The organism is Streptomyces sp. NBC_01508 (assembly GCF_045040315.1).
Lineage (GTDB): Bacteria > Actinomycetota > Actinomycetes > Streptomycetales > Streptomycetaceae > Streptomyces.
In genome coordinates this window covers 286,675-304,897 of the sequence record NZ_CP109419.1, presented here as the reverse complement: position 1 = coordinate 304,897, position 18,223 = coordinate 286,675, and the positions used below count along the sequence as shown (strand labels likewise).

At 69.4% G+C, this 18,223-nt stretch carries 9 protein-coding genes and 2 pseudogenes; 5 read left to right on the top strand and 6 right to left on the bottom strand.

Translation table 11 applies throughout. From position 1 onward, the window contains the following. Nucleotides 1-3: 3 nt before the first annotated feature. Nucleotides 4-1,284 carry an MFS transporter gene (locus OG700_RS01385; RefSeq protein WP_405607579.1) on the bottom strand — a complete coding sequence of 427 codons (1,281 nt, stop codon included), beginning with the start codon at nt 1,282-1,284 and terminating at the stop codon, nt 4-6. Nucleotides 1,285-1,409: 125 nt separating this feature from the next. Here OG700_RS01385 and OG700_RS01380 point away from each other — a divergent pair, with 125 nt between their 5' ends. Next, on the top strand, nt 1,410-1,949 hold the full coding sequence (locus OG700_RS01380; protein WP_405607576.1) for a TetR/AcrR family transcriptional regulator: 540 nt from the start codon (nt 1,410-1,412) through the stop codon (nt 1,947-1,949). 54 nt (nt 1,950-2,003) lie between these two features. On the opposite strand, the pseudogene OG700_RS01375 reads toward OG700_RS01380, so the two are convergent. From OG700_RS01375 to OG700_RS01365, 3 genes and pseudogenes are all read right to left on the bottom strand, one after another. Continuing rightward, nucleotides 2,004-2,264, bottom strand: a pseudogene (locus OG700_RS01375) (2-phosphosulfolactate phosphatase); the annotation flags it as partial. Nucleotides 2,265-2,314: 50 nt separating this feature from the next. Beyond that, nucleotides 2,315-3,319 (bottom strand): helix-turn-helix domain-containing protein, encoded by a 1,005-nt coding sequence (locus OG700_RS01370; RefSeq protein WP_405607573.1) that lies wholly within the window; start codon nt 3,317-3,319, stop codon nt 2,315-2,317. A gap of 147 nt (nt 3,320-3,466) precedes the next feature. Then, nucleotides 3,467-7,225, bottom strand: coding sequence for a S8 family peptidase (locus OG700_RS01365; RefSeq protein ID WP_405607570.1), 3,759 nt, complete (start codon nt 7,223-7,225; stop codon nt 3,467-3,469). Nucleotides 7,226-7,470: 245 nt separating this feature from the next. On the opposite strand from OG700_RS01365, the gene OG700_RS01360 reads away from it, so the two are divergent. Both OG700_RS01360 and OG700_RS01355 read left to right on the top strand, forming a co-directional pair. After that, nucleotides 7,471-8,298, top strand: a complete 828-nt coding sequence (locus tag OG700_RS01360; RefSeq protein ID WP_405607567.1) for a helix-turn-helix domain-containing protein — start codon at nt 7,471-7,473, stop codon at nt 8,296-8,298. A 124-nt stretch (nt 8,299-8,422) separates the two neighbouring features. Beyond that, nucleotides 8,423-9,811: a tryptophanase gene (locus OG700_RS01355; RefSeq protein ID WP_405607564.1), complete on the top strand. Its 1,389-nt coding sequence runs from the start codon at nt 8,423-8,425 to the stop codon at nt 9,809-9,811. Here OG700_RS01355 and OG700_RS01350 read toward each other — a convergent pair. Then, nucleotides 9,796-9,993, bottom strand: a complete 198-nt coding sequence (locus OG700_RS01350) for a hypothetical protein (protein ID WP_405607561.1) — start codon at nt 9,991-9,993, stop codon at nt 9,796-9,798. The two genes, OG700_RS01355 and OG700_RS01350, sit on opposite strands and share 16 nt — an antisense overlap. 114 nt (nt 9,994-10,107) lie before the next feature. Here OG700_RS01350 and OG700_RS01345 point away from each other — a divergent pair. Further along, a pseudogene (locus OG700_RS01345) lies at nt 10,108-10,542 on the top strand (chitinase); the annotation flags it as partial. 167 nt (nt 10,543-10,709) lie between these two features. Here OG700_RS01345 and OG700_RS01340 read toward each other — a convergent pair. Next, on the bottom strand, nt 10,710-11,639 hold the full coding sequence (locus tag OG700_RS01340; RefSeq protein ID WP_405607558.1) for a LysR family transcriptional regulator: 930 nt from the start codon (nt 11,637-11,639) through the stop codon (nt 10,710-10,712). Nucleotides 11,640-12,786: 1,147 nt separating this feature from the next. On the opposite strand from OG700_RS01340, the gene OG700_RS01335 reads away from it, so the two are divergent. Next, nucleotides 12,787-18,222 carry an SDR family NAD(P)-dependent oxidoreductase gene (locus OG700_RS01335; protein WP_405607555.1) on the top strand — a complete coding sequence of 1,812 codons (5,436 nt, stop codon included), beginning with the start codon at nt 12,787-12,789 and terminating at the stop codon, nt 18,220-18,222. Nucleotide 18,223: the final 1 nt, after the last annotated feature.

Below are 18,223 nucleotides of genomic sequence, written 5' to 3'. Positions count from 1 at the left end.
CTGTCAGCCCTGCGCCGAGATGTGAGCCGTTTCCGCCGGATCGGCGGCGCGGGTCGGCTGCTTGCGGGACAGGTGGTGGCCCAGCTCCGAGGTGATGAGGGCCACCACGGCCAGGACCGCCGCGATCAGGGGGAGGGAGTTGGCGCCCGCCCAGGCGATGCCGAGCGCGCCGACCGCGCCGGACAGTGAGATCGCCAGGTACAGGATCGCGGCGTTCAGCGCGATCAGGACGGAGGCCGACTCCGGGTCCAGGGTGATCAGCCGGTGCTGCTGGGGCGTGGTGATCGCGAACGCCGCCGCACCGTAGACGACGATCATCACCAGCGCCGGGCCGAACGCCCCCGTGGCGATGGGGAACACCACCAGCGCCCCGACCATCCACAGCAGCGCCACCGCGACCACGATCCGCCCGCCGAAGCGGTCCGCGAGGGACCCGGCACCGAAGTTGCCGAGAGTGCCGATCACCCCAAGGGTGAACATGAGCACCGCCAGCCGGTCGCCACTGCCCCCGGTCGCGGGCTCGAAGACGACAGCGATGTACGTGTACGGGATGTAGACGGCGGTGAAGCCGATCAGGGTGGTCGCCAGGATGGCCAGCACCCGGCGGTCCTTGAGCGGGGCCAGTCGCCGCCGCAGTCCTTCCGGTGCCGGTGTCGGTACCCGCGCGGGCACCAGCAGCCGTACGCCGATCAGTCCCAGTACGGCGAGCGCGGCGACGAACCACATCGTCGCGCGCCAGCCCAGGTAGCCGCCCAGGGCGGTGCCGATGGGCGCGCCCAGCGCGGTCGCCGCGGTGAACCCGATGGCGACCGTCGCGAGGGCGCGGCCCTTGCGCCCCGGCGGGACCAGCGCGGCGGCGGTGACGGCGGCGGTCGGCACGAAGAGCCCGGCGCCCACGGCGGCGACCATCTGCGCCGCGAGCACCGTCGCGAAGGTCGGGGCGAGCGCGGTCGCCACGTTGCCCACCAGGTAGACGACGATCGCGAACAACAGCACCCCGCGCCGCGCCCGCCGGGCGGTGGCGGTGGCCAGGACCGGTGCGAATACCGCGCAGGTCAGGGCGAAGACCGTCACCACCTGTCCGGCGGTGGTGACGGAGACGCCGAGATCGCGGCCGAGTTCGGGCAGTACGCCGGCCAGGACGAACTCGTCCGTCCCGACGGCGAAGGTGGCGAAGCCCAGCATGGGAACGCCCCAGCGGGTCGCGTGCGGCGCCGGGGCCGCGTCTTTGACATCGGTGTCTGGGGAATCGCTGTCCATGACCGTCCAGTCGTAGATCTTCACGGATGGGGTTCGTGCGCGGGGGTTCACGGGTCGCCCGGAGGCATTCGGAACCGATCGGTACCGTCTTCGGGAATGGACGGTACCGATCGGTACCGTTTGGCGTCAAGGTCGGTTACCGTTGCCTCATGGCCACCCACGCTCGCGAGCGCCTCATCGAGGCAGCCAAGGAACTCTTCTTCGCGGAGGGCATCCGCGCGGTCGGCGTCGAACGACTGCTCGCGGACTCCGGCATCGGCCGCGCGTCCTTCTACCGACACTTCACCGGCAAGGACGAACTGGTCGTCGCGGTCCTCAAGGAACGCGACACAAGCTGGCGCCGGTGGCTCGCGGCGGAGGTCGACGCCCGGGGCGGTGCGCCGCTGGCCGTCTTCGACGCCCTCGCGCAGGACGCCGAGCGGGGAGGTTTCCGGGGCTGCGCCTTCATGAACGCCATGACGGAAGCCGCCGACGCCGACGGCCCGGTCCACCGCCTGGCGGCCGAGCACAAACAGGCGGTCGCGGAGTACATCGCCGGACTGCTCACGGCGGCCGGCCGGCCCGACGGCGACGCGCTGGCCCGGCAGTTCGTGCTGCTGATGGACGGGGCGACGGTCACCGTCGTCCGCGAGCGCGACGCGGAGCCGTTCCGGTCCGCCAAGGCGATCGCGGCCGGCCTGCTGACCTGACCCGTGGCCCGACTCCGCGCAGTTGATACCGCCTGCCCGACAGGGGGCTCGCCCTCAGTCGGTCAGCGACGCCATCGCGTGTGGACGGCGCGTGCGCAGGACCATGAGCGAGTCTTCCAAGGCCGCCACCATGGCGAAGGGGAACCGGTCGACCTCAAGACAGAGCGCGACGTCATCGGGATGGACGCCTTGACGCACCCCCTGCGCCAGTTCGCCGGCGGCACGCACCCGGCTGCCCGGCGAGGGAACTCAGCGGCATCCGTCCCCGCCGGACAGGCCCTAGGTGGCCCTCCGGGCGATGTACCGAGCACACGCCTGGGACGGCCGAACCGGGCACTGCGAACCGCCGGGGCGACGGCATCCCGTCACAGCCAGTTTCGCCGGGCCGCCTGCCAGGCGAGCTGCATGCGGGTGGTCGCTCCGGCGAGTTCCATCATGTGCTGGATGTGGCGCTGCACCGTGCGCCGGCTCAGCCCCAGCTGGCTGGCGATCGCCTTGTCGGCGATACCCGCCACGAGCAGGGACAGCAGCCGTCTGTCGACGGAGGAGAGCGGGTCGGGTGCGTCGGCGCCGTCCGTTCCGGTGACCGTGCCCGAGTCGTCGACGTCCAGGGGGACGGCGTCCTCCCAGTAGCGTTCGAACAGGGCGATGAGGGCGGCCAGCAGGTTGCTGTCCCGCACCAGCGCGGCCGTCGGTTCGTCGGGGCTGCCGTGCGGGCCGCCGGGGACCAGCGGGCAGATGGCGATCGCGCGGTCGGCCACGGCGAGCCGCAACGGCAGGTGGGACACGGATCTGGCGATCTCCCCGGCGCGCACGCCCTCCACGACGTTGTCCACCGCGCCCTCGTCGTCGAAGAAGGCCCTCTCGTACAGCACCCGGTAGGTGACACCCCGGCCCAGTGCGTCGAATTCCGCGTCGTTGCTGCCCGAAGGCATGGCCACGTACTGGGCCTTGCAGAACCAGAGCATCTCGTCGCGGGCGCTCGCCTGGATCTGGCGCAGATGCTGGCGCAGGGCCTCACCGCCGGTGATGACCTCGATGAGCTGGCCGGCGTCCTGACGGCGTGCGGTGTCCCGGTAGGTCTCCAGAAGGCTGGTGACTTCGACGCGGGCCAGGTCCAACGCGTCCGCGTTGTGCTTCAGCCGGGGGGTGAGCGCCACGTCCGGGGGAGTCGCCCGGTACTGACGCGGCAGACCGTCGGTGTGGCTGACCATGCCCTTGGCCGCGAGACCGGTCAGCACGTTCCGGGTCTCCACGGCCCCCAGTCCGATGCGCTCGGCGACGTCAGCGGCCGTGAGCAGGCCCGTCGTTACGAGAAGCCGGTAGACGGCCTCCTCGACTGCCGACACCCCGGCGGCCTCCAGCGCCACTGCGCCCTCCTGAGACCTTGGCCCCCATGCGTTCAATTCACGCACCTTCGAATGTTGATTACCGTAATGCATCGTATGAACGGCACACCGGTGGGCAGGCGCCTTCGGTCGCCTGCCCACCGGTGTGGAATGTGTCCCCGACCGGTCCTAACCTCGGTGGAGGTACGCGCGTTCGACGGTCTGCCGGACCCGGTTGCCCGCGGAGTCCTTCGCCGTGACCCGCAGCGTCACGTACGCGTCGCCCCGCTGCCGGTCCGGTCCGTCGATCTTCGCCGAGAAGGAGTTGGAGCCGCGGCTCTTCACCGTGGCCCGCTCCCAGCGGGCGCCGTCGTCGTAACTGGCCTCGACCTCGACGCTCACACCGCGCGGCGCGGCCAGTCCGTCCTGGGCGCGGACGGTGAGTCCCACGGAGTGGGACCGGCCGGGGCGGACCGCGTTGCGCGCGTCGACGGGTGCGTCGTAGTCGAGTTGAAGCAGCGGCAGCACCGCCGTCTTGTCGGCGGCCCCGGAGCGGAACGACCACGAGGTCTCGGTGGCCGTCCCGAACTCCCACTCCGGCGACACCCGCGACGTCCTCAGGTCCAGCCGGTAGTCGGCCGCGCCTGGCGGCACGGTGAGGTCCGTCCAGGCACCGCCGGCCTCGGTGATCTTCTTACCGTCGCGGTACAGCACGGCCGCCGCCGCGTCCCCCGGCTGACCGATCCCGCCTCCACCGCCGTCGATCAGCCGCGACCGGTGCCCACTCGTCGAGTCGGTGAACTCCGGGATCCGCAGCGACAGTACGTTCCCCTCACGAACCGAAGGGGTCGTGGTGCCGCGTGGAATGGACGGCCGGACAACGGCCCCCTGCCACACCTCGGACGTGCGCTCGCCCGGCTGATAGGAGCGGGGCGTGTTGCCCATTCCAATGGTCAGTGGCCAGTCGGCGTCGAAGGGGCTCTCGTGGTGCACCCGATGCTGCCAGCGGGTGTCGCCCGCACTGACGTACTCGGTGCGTTCGAAGCCGGTCGGTACATGGCGAACGTACTGATTCCAGGCGGCGTCCTGGTAGGGCCGCCAAGCGAAACGCTGTTCGGCCGCCCACGGTGACCCGCCGTTGTCGGCATAGGAGGTGCGCACGATCGCGCTGTTGCGCTCGGACACCGTGTGCACCACCCGGTCCGGAATCCGCTGGGAGGACACCTGCATGACGTCGTAGAGGTACGGGCTGCGCGCGGTGCCGGTGAACCGCACCGTGGTGGAACGCTTGTTGACCCGCTCCAGCAGTTCGGCGCCCGCCTTCGCGCCGATCCGTACGGTGGGCAGGGCCCAGCGTTCGCCGTTGGGACGCCAGCGGGTCCAGCCCAGGTCGTCGGAGTGGACAAGCATCAGGCCACGGGCACCGGCCGCCGCCGCCTTCTCGGTGAGGGCGCGTTCGTCCACCCCTTCCTTGTTGGTGACGACGGCGAGCTTGCCGCGTGCCTTGGCGAAGGCGGGTGCCTTCGCGTCACCCGCGTCGACGGCGGTGAGGCGTGCGCCCCGCTCGTCGAACAGGGGCGAGGACGGCATGTAGTAGGCGCCCAGGTCGAGTTCGGTGCCCGGCACCGTCGCTTCGATGAGTGGCGCGACGAGTTGCCAGCGGGAGGCGAACTCGAACGTGCCGTCGGTGACGGCGGGGGTGGGGCTGACGTACAGGCGTTTGGCGATGTCGAAGTACATGGTGCCCTGGATCAGGCCGCGTCCCTCGATCTTCCGGTACGTCTGGTAGCTGATGATGCCGCGCTGTTCGGCGGGGCGTGGTGTGCGGATGTCGACCAATGTCGTACGGCGTGCGTCGAGGGTGACGGACATGTCCTTGGTGACCTTCACCTCGGGCAGGACGATATGCCGCAGTTCCTCTCCGTCCTCCGCCATGTCCACGAAGGAGTGGTTGAGCTGGTAGGTGCCCTCCTCCAGCTCGGTCTCGACCGGGTCGAAACTGGTGTACCCCTCGAACCCGTTGGCGCCCCAGATCACCGGCAGCGCCTGGACGCGCTTGCCGTCGCGGTCGTACGTCTTGATGCTGACCTTGTGCACGGGGCCCTGTACGACCAGGCTCACCGTGGTGTGCACAGCGGCCGAACCGTCCGACGGTGTCGCCGTCACATGGCCGTAGTAGTCGCCCTGCGCGGCGCGTGCCGGGTCGACGGTGAGCGGCACCTCGGCCGTCGAGCCCGGCTGGACGCGTACGGAGTCGGAGCCCAGGCGCACCGCGTCGGCGGCGGGTTCCCGGCCGCCGTTGGTGGCCAGCTTCAGGCCGAGCGAGAGCGTGACCTCCTTGTCGGAGGTGTTGGTGTAGCGCAGCGTTGTCGTACGGGGCTGGCCGGTCCCGGTCTCGAACGGGCCGAGGGCGACGGTGCCGGTGGCGGTCACCGGACCGAGCGCCGCGGCGGCCACGTCGACACGACCGCCGCCCTGTTCGGTGACCTTCTGGCCGTCGATGATCCGGGCGGTGCTGATCAGCGCGTCCTTGAGGCGCGTGGCCGACCAGTCGGGGTACCGCTGGGCGAGCAGAGCCGCGGCTCCCGCGACATGCGGGCTGGCCATCGACGTACCCGAAGCCGCCACATGGCTCTCGTCCACCGGATCGCCCATGCCGGTGCCCGCCGCGCGGGCCGCCACGATTCCGACCCCGGGGGCCGTCACATCGGGTTTGACACCGTCGTTCCCGGTCCGGGGACCACGGCTGGAGAACGAGGCCAGGGAATCGTCCCGGCCCACCGCGCCGACCGTCAGGGCGGCGTCCGCGGCGGCGGGGGAGCCGATGGTGCCCGTTCCCGGGCCGCTGTTGCCCGCCGCCACGACGAACAGCGCGCCGCTGCTCGCGGTCAACTTGTTCAGCGCGAGGCTCATGGGGTCGCTGCCGTCGCTCGGGGTGTCCGAGCCCAGGCTCATGTTGATGACCTCGGCCCCCTGCGCCGCGGCCCACTCCATCCCGGCGATCACCTGCGACTCGGAGCCGTAACCGTCGTCGCCGAGGACCTTCGCGACCATCAAGTCGGCTGCGGGTGCGACTCCTTGGCGGCTGCCGCCGGAGGCCTGCCCGCTGCCGCCGACGATCGAGGCCACATGCGTACCGTGTCCGAACGCGTCCCCCGTTCCGGGGCTGTCGGAGAAGTTCTCGGCCGAACCGATCCGGCCCGCCAGGTCGGGATGGGACTGGTCGACACCGGTGTCCAGGACGGCGACCTTGACGCGCTCGCCCCGCAGACCCGTCTTCCATACGTCCGGCGCCCCGATCTGGGCGGTACTGCGGTCCAGGGACGCGCGGACGCGTCCGTCCAGCCACACCCGGGGCGTGGCGGTGACCGCGGCGGCGTTCATCGACGCCCCGGTGGGCGCCAGTTCCTTCCAGAACGCCCCGAGGTCGTCGGGGGAGACACGGACCGACCGGGCGCCGATGCTGTCCAGGCGCCGGGTGGCAGAACCGTCGTCGGCGAAGGCGGCGAGCCGTCGCACCGCGGGGTCCGCCGCCCCGTCGTTGCCCGCCACGATCAGCGGAAGTCCCCCCTTGTGCTTCTCGTCGTACCGCTGGGCGGCGAGCGCGGTCACGTCGAAGAGCTTGCGGTCCAGCCGTCCGGCCGAGACCAACTCTCCGGCGTCGGAGGGCAGGACGGTGAGTTGGCCGTCCTCCTCGAAGGTCCGGAAGATGATGCCTTTACGGCCCTTTCCGGGTTCGACCGAAACGTTCTGGCCGCCGTCGCCACCACTGCTGAGAGTGACCCGGTCGCCGGTGATCAGGCGTACCGAGACGCTGTCCGCGGCGGCCTTGTCGCTCGCCGCCGGGCTCTCCCGTATGTTGTTGGTGGTGGCCGACACCGGCGCCACGGCGCCGGCGGCCAGAGTCAGTCCCGCCGATATAGCCGCCACGAGGCGGATCCGTCTCATCGGGTGCCATGCCTTCCGTCGTGCGAAGTGAAGAGTTCATCTGCTGCACAGAATCCTGTGGTGGCGGATAGGTGTCACTGAATTCCGCTGGCACAGGTGGGACATGTCCCAATGGCGACACCGGCCCGCCGGGCGCCCGTCGGCCGTGGGTGGGGCCTCGCGGGAATTTTCTTCAATGCCTCACCGCCGGCGAGTGGCATCCTCAAAGGACGGCAGAAAGCCGCTGGGCAGCACGGTGGAAGGGCATGACAAGGCAAGCCAGCAGCAAGATCGACTACTTCACGTCGGCCGCCAGCGGCGTCGAGTTCCTGCGCGGGCGGCTGCACGGGTACCGATACTCCCCGCACATGCACGAGACCTTCATCGTCGCGGCACTCTCCCACGGCGTCGGCGCGCTCTCGATCGGAGGCCGGCCCTACAGCCCACGGGTGGCACAGCTGATCTTCTGCAACCCCTTCGAGGTCCACGACGGCGCGGCGCGTGGCGGCGGTCTGAGCTACCGGGCCAGCTATCCCTCGGAGTCCCTTCTGCACCGCATCGCCGCCGAGAGCCCGGCGGCTCCCGCGCACGGGGCGGTCCGCTTCACCGAGCCGGTGGTGGACGATCCGGTGGGCGCGGCCATGTTCCTGCAGGCGCACGAGAGTTCACGGCGCGGTGAGTGCGCGCTTGAGGCAGAGGGACGCCTCTTCACGGCGTACGCGTACTGCCTGTCGCGCTACGCGGGCGTCCGCTTCGCGGAAGCCGGGCAGGAGGACGGCCCCATCGACCGCGCCGTGACGCTGCTGTGCGACGACTACGCCACCAAAGTCACGCTCGCGGACCTCATCGATGAGACAAGAGTCCCGCGGCAGCGGCTCATCAGCGCGTTCCGCCGCCGGACGGGACTCACACCGCACGCCTTTCTCGTCAATCGGCGCATCATCGCCGCGAAGCGGCTGCTGCGCGGTGGCGAGGACGCGTCGACCGTGGCGGCGCGTACCGGTTTCAGCGATCAATCCCACCTGATCAGGACATTCAAGGCGCATATCGGTGTCACGCCCGGCGCCTACCAGCAGGCCGTCCGGGAACGGTGACGGCCCGCAGGCATCCCCTTCCTTCCCCTTCCTTCCCCTTCCTTCCCCTTCCTTCCCCTCCCCTCCCCTTCTCGTTCCTTCTTCGCAACGCCCCTACGGGGCCACCCCTTTGGGAGTACGCACCATGCCCAGGCGCCTGCCGGAACCGTTTCGCATCAAGGTCGTCGAACCCATCCGGACGACGACGCGCGGCCACCGCGAGGAAGCGCTGCACGGCGCGGGCCTCAACCTCTTCTCACTCCGCAGCGACGACGTCTACATCGACCTGCTCACCGACAGCGGCACCGGAGCGTTGAGCGATCGGCAGTGGGGCGGCCTCGTCACCGGCGACGAGGCGTACGCGGGCAGCAGGAGCTTTCACCGGCTGCGGGACACCATCTCCCGGATCCTCGGATTCCCCCTGACCATCCCCACCCATCAGGGGCGGGCCGCCGAGAACATCCTCTTCCCCGAACTGGTCGCCCGACGCGATTCGTCCGCGCCCGTGTTCATCTCCAACTTCCATTTCGAGACGACCAAGGCGCACGTGGAACTCGCCGGCGCGCGGGCCGTCAACACCCTGACCCCCGACGCACTGGACACCGGTACGTACCACCCGTGGAAAGGGAACTTCGACATTCCGGCGTTCCTCGCCGCCGTCGAGCGGCACGGCGCCGCGAACGTGGCCGGCGTCATCGCCACGATCACCTGCAACACCTCCGGCGGCCAGCCCATGTCGGTCGCCAACCTGCGCGAGGTCTCGTCCCACTGCCGGTCCCTGGGCATCCCGGTCATCCTCGACATCGCACGCTTCGCCGAGAACGCCTGGTTCGTCAAGCAGCGCGAGGAAGAGTTCAAGGACAGCGCCGTGTCCCACATCGTGGCGCAGACCATGGCATGCGGAGACATCGCCGTCGCATCCGCCAAGAAGGACGGCCTGGTGAACATCGGCGGCTTCTGCGCCTTCCGCGAGGACGGCGAGCTGTACCGGAAGGCCCAGCAGCGCTGCCTGCTGACCGAGGGCTTCCTCACGTACGGAGGGCTGGCGGGCCGCGACATGGAAGCGCTCGCCATCGGCCTGGAGGAGGCCATCGATCCCGACTACCTCGCCTACCGGATCGGACAGGTCGCCTACCTCGGTGAGCGTCTGCGCTCGGCCGGCATCCCGATCCAGTACCCCACGGGAGGCCACGCGGTCTTCGTCGACGCCGGGGCCATGCTGCCCCACATCCCCTACGACCAGTTCCCCGGGCACGCCCTGGCCTGCGAGCTGTACCTGGAGGCGGGCGTCAGATCGGTGGAGGTCGGGTCGCTGTTGCTCGGCCGCGACCCGGACACCGGCGTACAGGAGAAGGCACCACTCGAACTGCTGCGGCTCGCCGTACCGCGCCGCGCCTACACCAACGACCACATGGACTACGTGGCCGACGCGCTGATCGAGGTGGCGGCCGGGTCGGCCCGGATCCACGGCATCCGCTTCGACCACGAGCCGCCCGTGATGCGCAACTTCACCGGCCGCTACCGCTGGATCTGACCCGCCTCGGTGCCGAGCGGTTCCGCCGCGGACACTCCCGAGGGTCGGGGCTCGTACGGGGCTCGCTCGTACGGGAAGTCGAGGAAGACCGTTTCGTCCTCGCCCTGAAGACGGAGGTCGAAGCGGTACAGCGCCTGCCGTTCCCGCCGCGCGAGAAGTGTGGCCAGTCGCTCGGGCGGCACAGTGGCCAGCGAACGGTCACCGGCCAGGGCCTCGGCGTGCTCGGGCAGGTAGGCGCGGGTGTGGAGGTGGTGGAGCAGGCCGCGGGCGAAGACGGCGAGGGAGAGGTACGGGACGACTTCGACGACGAGTACGCCGCGTACGGCACCAACGGCACCGGCCGGCCCAACGACAGCTCGTTCGTGCACCTGATGACGGCGCTGCGCGCGAACATGCCGGACAAGATCATCAGCCTCTACAACATCGGCCCGGCCGCGTCGCGGCTCTCCTACGGCGGCGTCGACGTCTCGTCCACGTTCGACTACGCCTGGAACCCGTACTACGGTTCCTGGCAGGTCCCCGGCATCGCACTGCCCAAGTCGAAGCTGTCGCCGGCCGCCGTCGAGATCGGCCGGACCGCACAGAGCACGGCCGCCGACCTCGCCCGCCGCACCGTCAGCGAGGGGTACGGCGTCTATCTGACGTACAACCTCGACGGCGCCGACCGCAGCGCCGACGTCTCCGCGTTCACCAGGCAGCTGTACGGCGGTGACGCCTTCTACACACCGTAGGGCGACGGCGGCGGGTGCGTGGACGCCGGCGCCGTCCTCCGCCTGGTCCGCCCCGGAACGACACCTGGAGCAGGACCGGGGCCAACAGCGCTTTCGCCCCCCGCACTTCCCGCATATCGCCTTGGCTCCATTATTCCTCCCACCACCGGTCGGGCAGGGGAGTGCGGCTACCCACCTGGCATGGTGACAAGCGACAGCGCCCTCGTCCGTACCGCAGGGTCCTGCCAGTCGTGGTGCTGGACGGATCTCTTGACGAGTTCGGCGAACTCCGCGGCGTACGGATTGGCGCTGCCCGCCTTGCTCATCCCGATGAGTTGGTCGCAGGGCACCGCGGGCACCAGCGGGAGCGCGCGCAGCCGGGGCACCTTCGCGGGAATGGCGATGCCTGGCAGCAGGGTCACCCCGTGACCGTTCGCCGTCAGGGTCAGCAGGGTCGCCGGATCGTCGACGCGGAAGGTGATGCGGGGGGTGACATCGTGGTCCTGGAAGAAGGAGCACAGCTCGCGCTCCGTCGCCCCGCTCGGCATCAGCAGCGGTCCGTTGGCGAGCTGCCGCACATGCACGGTGGGCGCGGCGGTCAACGAATGGCCGGCGGGTAGGACGACGTGAATACGGTCGCGCAGCAGCGGTACGGTGGTGAGTCCGCCGCGCGCCAGTGCGGCGATCCCGACATCCACCAGACCACGCCGCAGCCACTCCTCGACCTGGGTGCACGATCCCAGCCGGACGTCCAGGGCCATGTCGGGCCGGCGGGTGCGTAGTTCACCCAGCAGCCGGGGCAGCATGCCCTTGCCCAAGCTGCGGCTGACGCCGATACACAGCCGGAGTTCGGCGGTGCTCGCCATGGAGGAGGTGACGGAGGCGATCTCCTGCGCCTGCTTGAGCATGATCCGCGCGCTCTGCAGGACGCGGTGCCCGGCCGCGGTGAGCGTGATGCTGCCGTGGTCCCGGCTGAGGAGGTCGATCCCGAGTTCCTTCTCCAGTGCCGCGACGGCGTGACTGACGGCCGACTGGCTGACGCCGATCAGCTTGGCCGCGGCGGTGAACGTGCCGGTGTCGGCCACCGACACGAAGGCCCTGCATTGGGAGAGTTTCACTGTGCTGGCCCCCGTCCGGCGCTCCGCTGAGGTGCGCCTCGATCCGATCGTCGCATCCGTCGACACCGACGGATTTTTAGCGTGTTGCACGGGTGAACCCCCTGAGGGAAGTTCGTTGCGTAAGAGCTGGGAATGCGCACGCGGAGACGTTCCAGGACTGTGGTTCCGGCGGGGAATCCCGCGTGAGAGTGGACCGCTGAACGCGCCACAGGACGAATGCGCAATCGATCGGCGAACAGAACTGGTTGGTCAGCACGGCGTGCCGATTCAGACCTGGCTGCCCTCGAATGCGGGAAGGCCATGAAAGCCGTCCGGCGAGGGGTCGCACGTGCTGGCGATGGGCGAACGTGGTGCGGTCTACACCACGGCTGGCCCAAATGTCGCGCGAAATTTTTGACCCTCAGGAGCTGGTATTTTCCCCGTTGAGCGTTTAATTTCGTCCGGATGCAGAATGAGAGAACGGTACGACTCGACTCGCATCACCCCCGTGATACTTGAACGTGAAATTAAGCCACTACCGCACTCTCAATAGTCAACGATGCCACTGCGGCCGTCAAGGTTTCCCGGGCATTGGCCAACGGTTGTCCGGTAACTGCTGGTCACGGGTGAAACAATCTTGGTGCGGCCGGTGTGGTCACGGCGTGGGAGCCGTCCTGGCCGACCGTCCCGCCGCCTGTGCCCCCCGCTTCGGGTGCTGCCGCCTGCCCTGGCCGGCGATGCGGGTGTCTCGCGTTCGCAGTCGTCGTTCGCTGTCAGGACGATGGTGACTCTCCGATTGTGCCCCCCCCGATGGCGACTCCTCGATTGCGGCTCAAACTCCCATGGGATTCCCCTTTGCGCCCTTGGGTCGCGGTGGTGCAGGGAATGTCAACGCTCATGAGCAACTTCGATAGAGCTATGAGGAGCACGCATGAAAGAACAAGCCGTCAGAGGCCTGACACCCCCGGCCCAACCGCTCACGGGGGTGCGTAAACACGAATGATCGCGGCCCCATGAATCTGGATCAGCCTTGCTGGCCAACTGGCAGTCGTGTAAAAATCGAGCCGTCATCAGCGGGGGCGCATGACGTGACCTTCGCTGTCGTGTCGGTGCACTTGATCCGGAGCGCCGCCTGGACGCCGTACAGCGGAATCCACGAAAGGAATCCATGCGCTCCCCTTCAAGAGAACGGCGACTTTCGGAAACCCCGATCGCCATCGTCGGAATTGGTTCCCTCTTTCCGGACTCCAGCGGCACAAGTGATTTCTGGCAGAGAGTGGTGGAGGCGGCGGACTGTATTCGGGAAGTCCCGGATTCACACTGGTCGACCGACCACTATTTCGACCCGGATCCAACGGCCCGGGACAAGACCTACTCACGGCGGGGAGGGTTCCTGCCCGACGTGCGGTTCGACTCGATGGGCCTCGGTATCCCGCCGACGCTCCTGCCGTCGACCGACATCGTCCAGTTGCTCAGCCTCGCCGTCGCCCGCGACCTGCTGCGTGACGCGGGGGTCGAGGGATCCTCCTGGTACGAGCCGTCGCGTACGGGTGTGGTGCTCGGCATCAGCGGCTCCCTCTCGGCGACCATCCCGCTCAGCTCCCGGATGCAGGCGCCGATCGTGGCCGCCGCGGCACGGAGCATCGGCCTCTCCGAGCACGATGCCGACGAGATCACGGAGCGTTTCACGAGGGCCTTCGTCGAATGGGACGAGGCGTCCTTCCCTGGGCTGCTGGGCAATGTGGTGGCGGGGCGCATCGCCAACAGACTGAATCTCGGCGGAATGAACTGCACGGTCGACGCCGCCTGTGCGAGTTCCCTCGCGGCGATCGAGGTGGCGGTTCGCGAACTGGCCTCCGGCCGACAGGACATGATGGTGACCGGCGGCTGCACGGTCGACAACACGGTCTTCGCCTATATGGCCTTCTCCAAGACTCCGGCGCTCTCCCTCTCCGGAAGCGTGCGGCCCTTCGACGAATCCGCGGACGGCACTCTGCTCGGCGACGGCATAGGCATGATCGCCCTGCGCAGGCTTGAGGACGCCGAGCGCGACGGAAACAACATCTACGCGGTGATCCGAGGGCTGGGCACCGCCAATGACGGCCGGTCAGGCAGTATTTACGCACCCCAGAAGAAGGGGCAGACGCTGGCACTGCGCCGCGCCTATGAGGACGCGGGCGTATCGGTCTCCTCGGTCGGCCTTTTCGAGGCGCACGGAACCGGCACCAAGACCGGTGACAGCGTGGAGCTTTCGGCGCTGACGGAAGTCATCCGCGAGGCCACCTCCGAACGCAAATTCGCCGCGATCGGAAGCGTCAAGTCGCAGATCGGCCACACCAAGGCCGCGGCGGGTGCGGCCGGCATCATCAAGGCGGCTCTGGCACTGAACCAGAAGATCCTTCCCCCGACCATCAACGTCACGCGCCCGCTGGAAGCGACAGCCGCGGCCGACAGCGGACTGTACGTCAACACCGTGGCGCGGCCCTGGATCTACGAACCGGGGCGCCCGATCAGGCGAGCGGCGGTCTCGGCGTTCGGCTTCGGCGGCACCAACTACCACTGCGTACTGGAGGAGTACACGGCCCCCGGCCAGCGGCCGTCGGTCATGGCGCCTACCGTGCGCACGGCGCTGTGGCACGCCCCGGACGCCGTGAGCCTGGCGGAACGGCTCACACGGAACGCCCCCGCCGCCGACGACGCGGCCGTTCCGGCCGGGGACCTGCGGATCGGCATCGTCCACCGCACACAGGACGAATTCGAGAAGCTGAGGTCGGACGCCGCACGCCTGGTGCGCGAGCGGCCCGACGCCGAGGAGTGGAACGACCCGGCCGGAATCCTCGGCAGGCGCGGAGCACTGCCCGGACCCGGCAAGGTCGCGGCACTGTTCGCCGGTCAGGGAAGCCAGTACGTCGACATGGGGCGGACCGCGGCGCTCGCCGTGCCGCCGGTGCGGGAAGCGTTCGACAGCATGTCCATGTACGTGCCCGGCGGGTCGGCCGTATCCCGCGCCGTCTTCCCGCCGCCCCACTTCGGCCAGGACGAGGAGCGGCGGAACGAACTGCTGCGGCAGACGCAGAACGCCCAACCGGCGATCGGGGCGCTCTCCGTCGGCCAGTACAACTGGCTGCGGGAGCTCGGGTTGTCGCCGGACAGCTTCCTCGGACACAGCTTCGGCGAACTCACGGCACTGTGGGCCGCGGGCGCTCTCACCGAGGAGACGTTCTTCCGCCTGGCCGGTGCGCGAGGCCAGGCGATGGCCGCCCCCGAGACAGGAGCCGGCGCTCTCGACTCCGGGGCGATGGCGGCGATCAGCGCGCCCAGGAGCGTCGTGGACGACCTGGTCCGGGCCCATCGCGACACCCGGGTGTGCAACATCAACGCCCCCGAGCAGTTCGTCGTCGGCGGAGCCACGCCGCAGATCGACAAGCTCGTGGCCGAGGCGGAAGCCAAGGGGATCACCGCGTCGCGGCTCCCCGTATCGGCGGCGTTCCACACACCGTTCGTCGAGCACGCCGTCGCATCCTTCCGTACGGCCGTCGAGTCGACCGAGTTCCAGGCGCCGGACAGGACCGTCTACGCCAACACGGCGGGCGCCGCCTACGGTTCGGACCTGACGAAGAACAAGTCCGTACTGGTGGAGCAGTTGCGCAATCCGGTCGACTTCTCGGGACGGATCACCGAGATGTACGACGCGGGAATCCGGGTCTTCGTCGAGTTCGGGCCGAAGTCCGTGCTCTCGGGGCTGGTCCGGCGCACCCTGGCGGACAAGTCGGTGGTGTGCCTCTCCGCCGACAAGGGGCCGCGCGCCTGCGCCGACCATTCCCTCAAGCTCCTCGCCCTCCAGCTTCGGGTCCTGGGCCTGCCCATCCACGGGATCGGCCGTTACGACCGGGCGAAGGACCTGGTACCCGACGCGAAGGGCTCGATCCTGCTGACCGCGAAGAACTTCGTCCCGGCGCAGAAGAGCGCGGCGTACGGGCAACTCCTCGCCACACCCCATGCGATGACCTCCCTCGCCCCCGAAGCACCACAAGAGCCCGTCGCGGTCGCTGTTCCTCACGGCCGGGACGGAGAACCAGCCGGGGTTTCCCCGGAAGCGGACAACGCACCTGCCACTCACGCCAATGGAGCTGATGTGTCGATCAGTACGAGCCGTCTGCTGACAAGGCATGTGGCGCTGCACAAGGAGTACCTGAACGGGCAGTTGCGCGTCGCCCAGGACATGATCTCCGAGATCGCCGAGGATGTCGCCGCCGCACCGGCCGAGGAGATCAAGGAGTCACTGCGGGTGCTGCGGCGCTACAACGACCTGATCCTCGAAGGGCAGGAGCAGGGACACAACCTGATCTGCGCCCTGCTCGACGGGGCCGATTCAACTGCGCCACCGGTCGCCGACCCCGTACCGGTGTCACAACAGCCGGTCCCGTTACCGGTGGTGGTGGAGGCGCCGGTGGTTGAGCCGGTCGAAGTGGTCGAGCCGGTTGAGGTGGCGCCGGTGGTTGAGCCGGTCGAAGTGGTCGAGCCGGTTGAGGTGGCGCCTGTGGTTGAGCCGGTTGTGGATGTGCCGGTGGTGGTTGTTGATTCGGCGTTGGTGGTGCGGGCGCGTGAGGCGTTGTTGGTGGTGGTGTCGGAGAAGACCGGTTATCCGGTGGACATGTTGGACGCGTCGATGGATATCGAGGCGGATCTTGGTGTGGATTCGATCAAGCGGGTTGAGATTGTGAGTGGTCTGCAGGGGATGTTCCCGGAGATTCGTGAGATGGATCCTCAGCGGTTGGGTGAGTTGCGGACGCTGGAGGATGTCGTGGGCGTGCTGGTGGCCTCCGATACGGGCGGAGCCGACTCGCAAGGCGCCGAACAGGAGCCCGGCGAGGTGGACGCCGTCAACGGGAGCGCACCCGCATCAGGAGTCGGCCGTCTCACCGTCGCCTACGACACCGCGGGCGAGGTGGTGACCCAGGGAAAAGCATTCGCGCCGCGGTCAGCGGCGCTACTGGTCGATGACGGTTCCGCGATCACCCGCTGCGTCGTCGACGAACTCCTGAGCATGGGGCTGCGGCCGCATCTCGTCATGCTGCCGGGGATCCCACCGTCGGTCGGGGGAGTGCCGGTCACCCGGCTCGAATCGTGGGACGAAGCGGCGCTCGCCGAAGCCGTCGAGGACGTGGTCCGCCAGGCGGGCCGGCTGGACCTGTGCGTACAGATGGCGGGCGGAGAGACGGCCACCGTCGCGCACGCCGTCAAACGGCTGACCCATGTGATCCTCCTCGCGAAGTTGACGCAGGAGCACCTGCGGGCGACCGCGGGGGATCTGCGCTCCGGTTTCGTCGTCGTCACGAACCTGGACGGTGGCGCCGGGCTCGGCGGCGGCTCGCTGCCGACCGGCATGCTGGGCGGACTCACCGGACTCACCAAGACGTTGGCGGTCGAATCCCCCGGCCTGTTCTGCCGGTCGATCGACATCGCGCGGGGACTTGACGACACGACGGTGCGGGCCATCGTGAACGGCGAGCTGAACGACCCGGACACCGGACTCCACGAGGTGGGGCGCGACGGCCGGAGGCGTACGGCTCTCTCGTTCGGCGCGACAGCGGCCTCCGCCACGGTGGTCGGGCGGGGAAAGGGCGGATCCCCCGACGCGTCGGACGTGTTCGTCGTGACGGGCGGCGCCCGTGGGGTGACCGCCGAGTGCGTCGCCGCGCTCGCCGCCCGGTACCCCTGCGAGCTGGTGGTCCTGGGCCGTACGGCGCTGGACGCCGAACCGGAATGGGCCAGGGGTCGCGACGGTGCCCGGCTGAAGGGGAGCATCATCGAGCAGGCCAGGAGGGACGGCGGGAAGGTCGACCTTCCTGAGGTCGAGCGCCGGTACCGCACCGTCCTGGCCCAGCGCGAGATCGCCGCGAACCTGGCACGGTTCCGGGCCGCCGGCGCCCGGGTGGCGTACCACGCGCTGGACATCCTGGACGCGGACGCGGTCAGAGAGGCCCTGGAGCCCTACCAGGAGCGGATCAGCGGCGTGGTCCACGGCGCGGGGCTGCTGGCCGACCGGCTGATCGTCAAGAAGAGGGCCGAGGACATCACCGCCGTGCTGGCGACCAAGCTGGTCGGCCTCGACAACGTACTGACACCGCTCTCGGATCGGCGCCTCAAGCACATCGTGCTGTTCTCGTCGGTCGCCGGGCTGTTCGGGAACCGCGGCCAGGCGGACTACGCGGTGGCGAACGAAGCGCTGAACCGCGTGGCGTCCACACTCAAGCGCGAGCGGCGGGCGGAGCGCGTCGTCTCGATCAACTGGGGTGCGTGGGACGGGGGAATGGTCACGGCGGAACTGCGCGAGATGTTCGAGGAGCGCGGTGTCGTCCTCATCCCGCCGCACGTCGGCGCCGAGATGTTCGCCGAGCAGTTCGCGCCCGGGCGCGGCGGCGACGCGGTCATCATGATCGGCCCGACGGAGACGCCCGCGGGCCTCCACCCGCTGATGTCCGACCCCGTGGAGGGCACACCCGGCGCACCCGGCGCACCCGGCGCACCCGGCGCACCCGGCGCACCCGGCGCACCCGACTGGGCGCGGCGGGCCGCCACCGCCGTCCTGGCCGGGGGGTGAC

Excerpts from the sequence above, each read along its gene's own strand:
- OG700_RS01335 (WP_405607555.1), top strand. The coding sequence starts at position 12,787 with ATGCGCTCCCCTTCAAGAGAACGGCGACTTTCGGAAACCCCGATCGCC.
- OG700_RS01355 (WP_405607564.1), top strand. The coding sequence starts at position 8,423 with ATGCCCAGGCGCCTGCCGGAACCGTTTCGCATCAAGGTCGTCGAACCC.
- OG700_RS01380 (WP_405607576.1), top strand. The coding sequence starts at position 1,410 with ATGGCCACCCACGCTCGCGAGCGCCTCATCGAGGCAGCCAAGGAACTC.
- OG700_RS01365 (WP_405607570.1), bottom strand. The coding sequence starts at position 7,225 with ATGAGACGGATCCGCCTCGTGGCGGCTATATCGGCGGGACTGACTCTG.
- OG700_RS01360 (WP_405607567.1), top strand. The coding sequence starts at position 7,471 with ATGACAAGGCAAGCCAGCAGCAAGATCGACTACTTCACGTCGGCCGCC.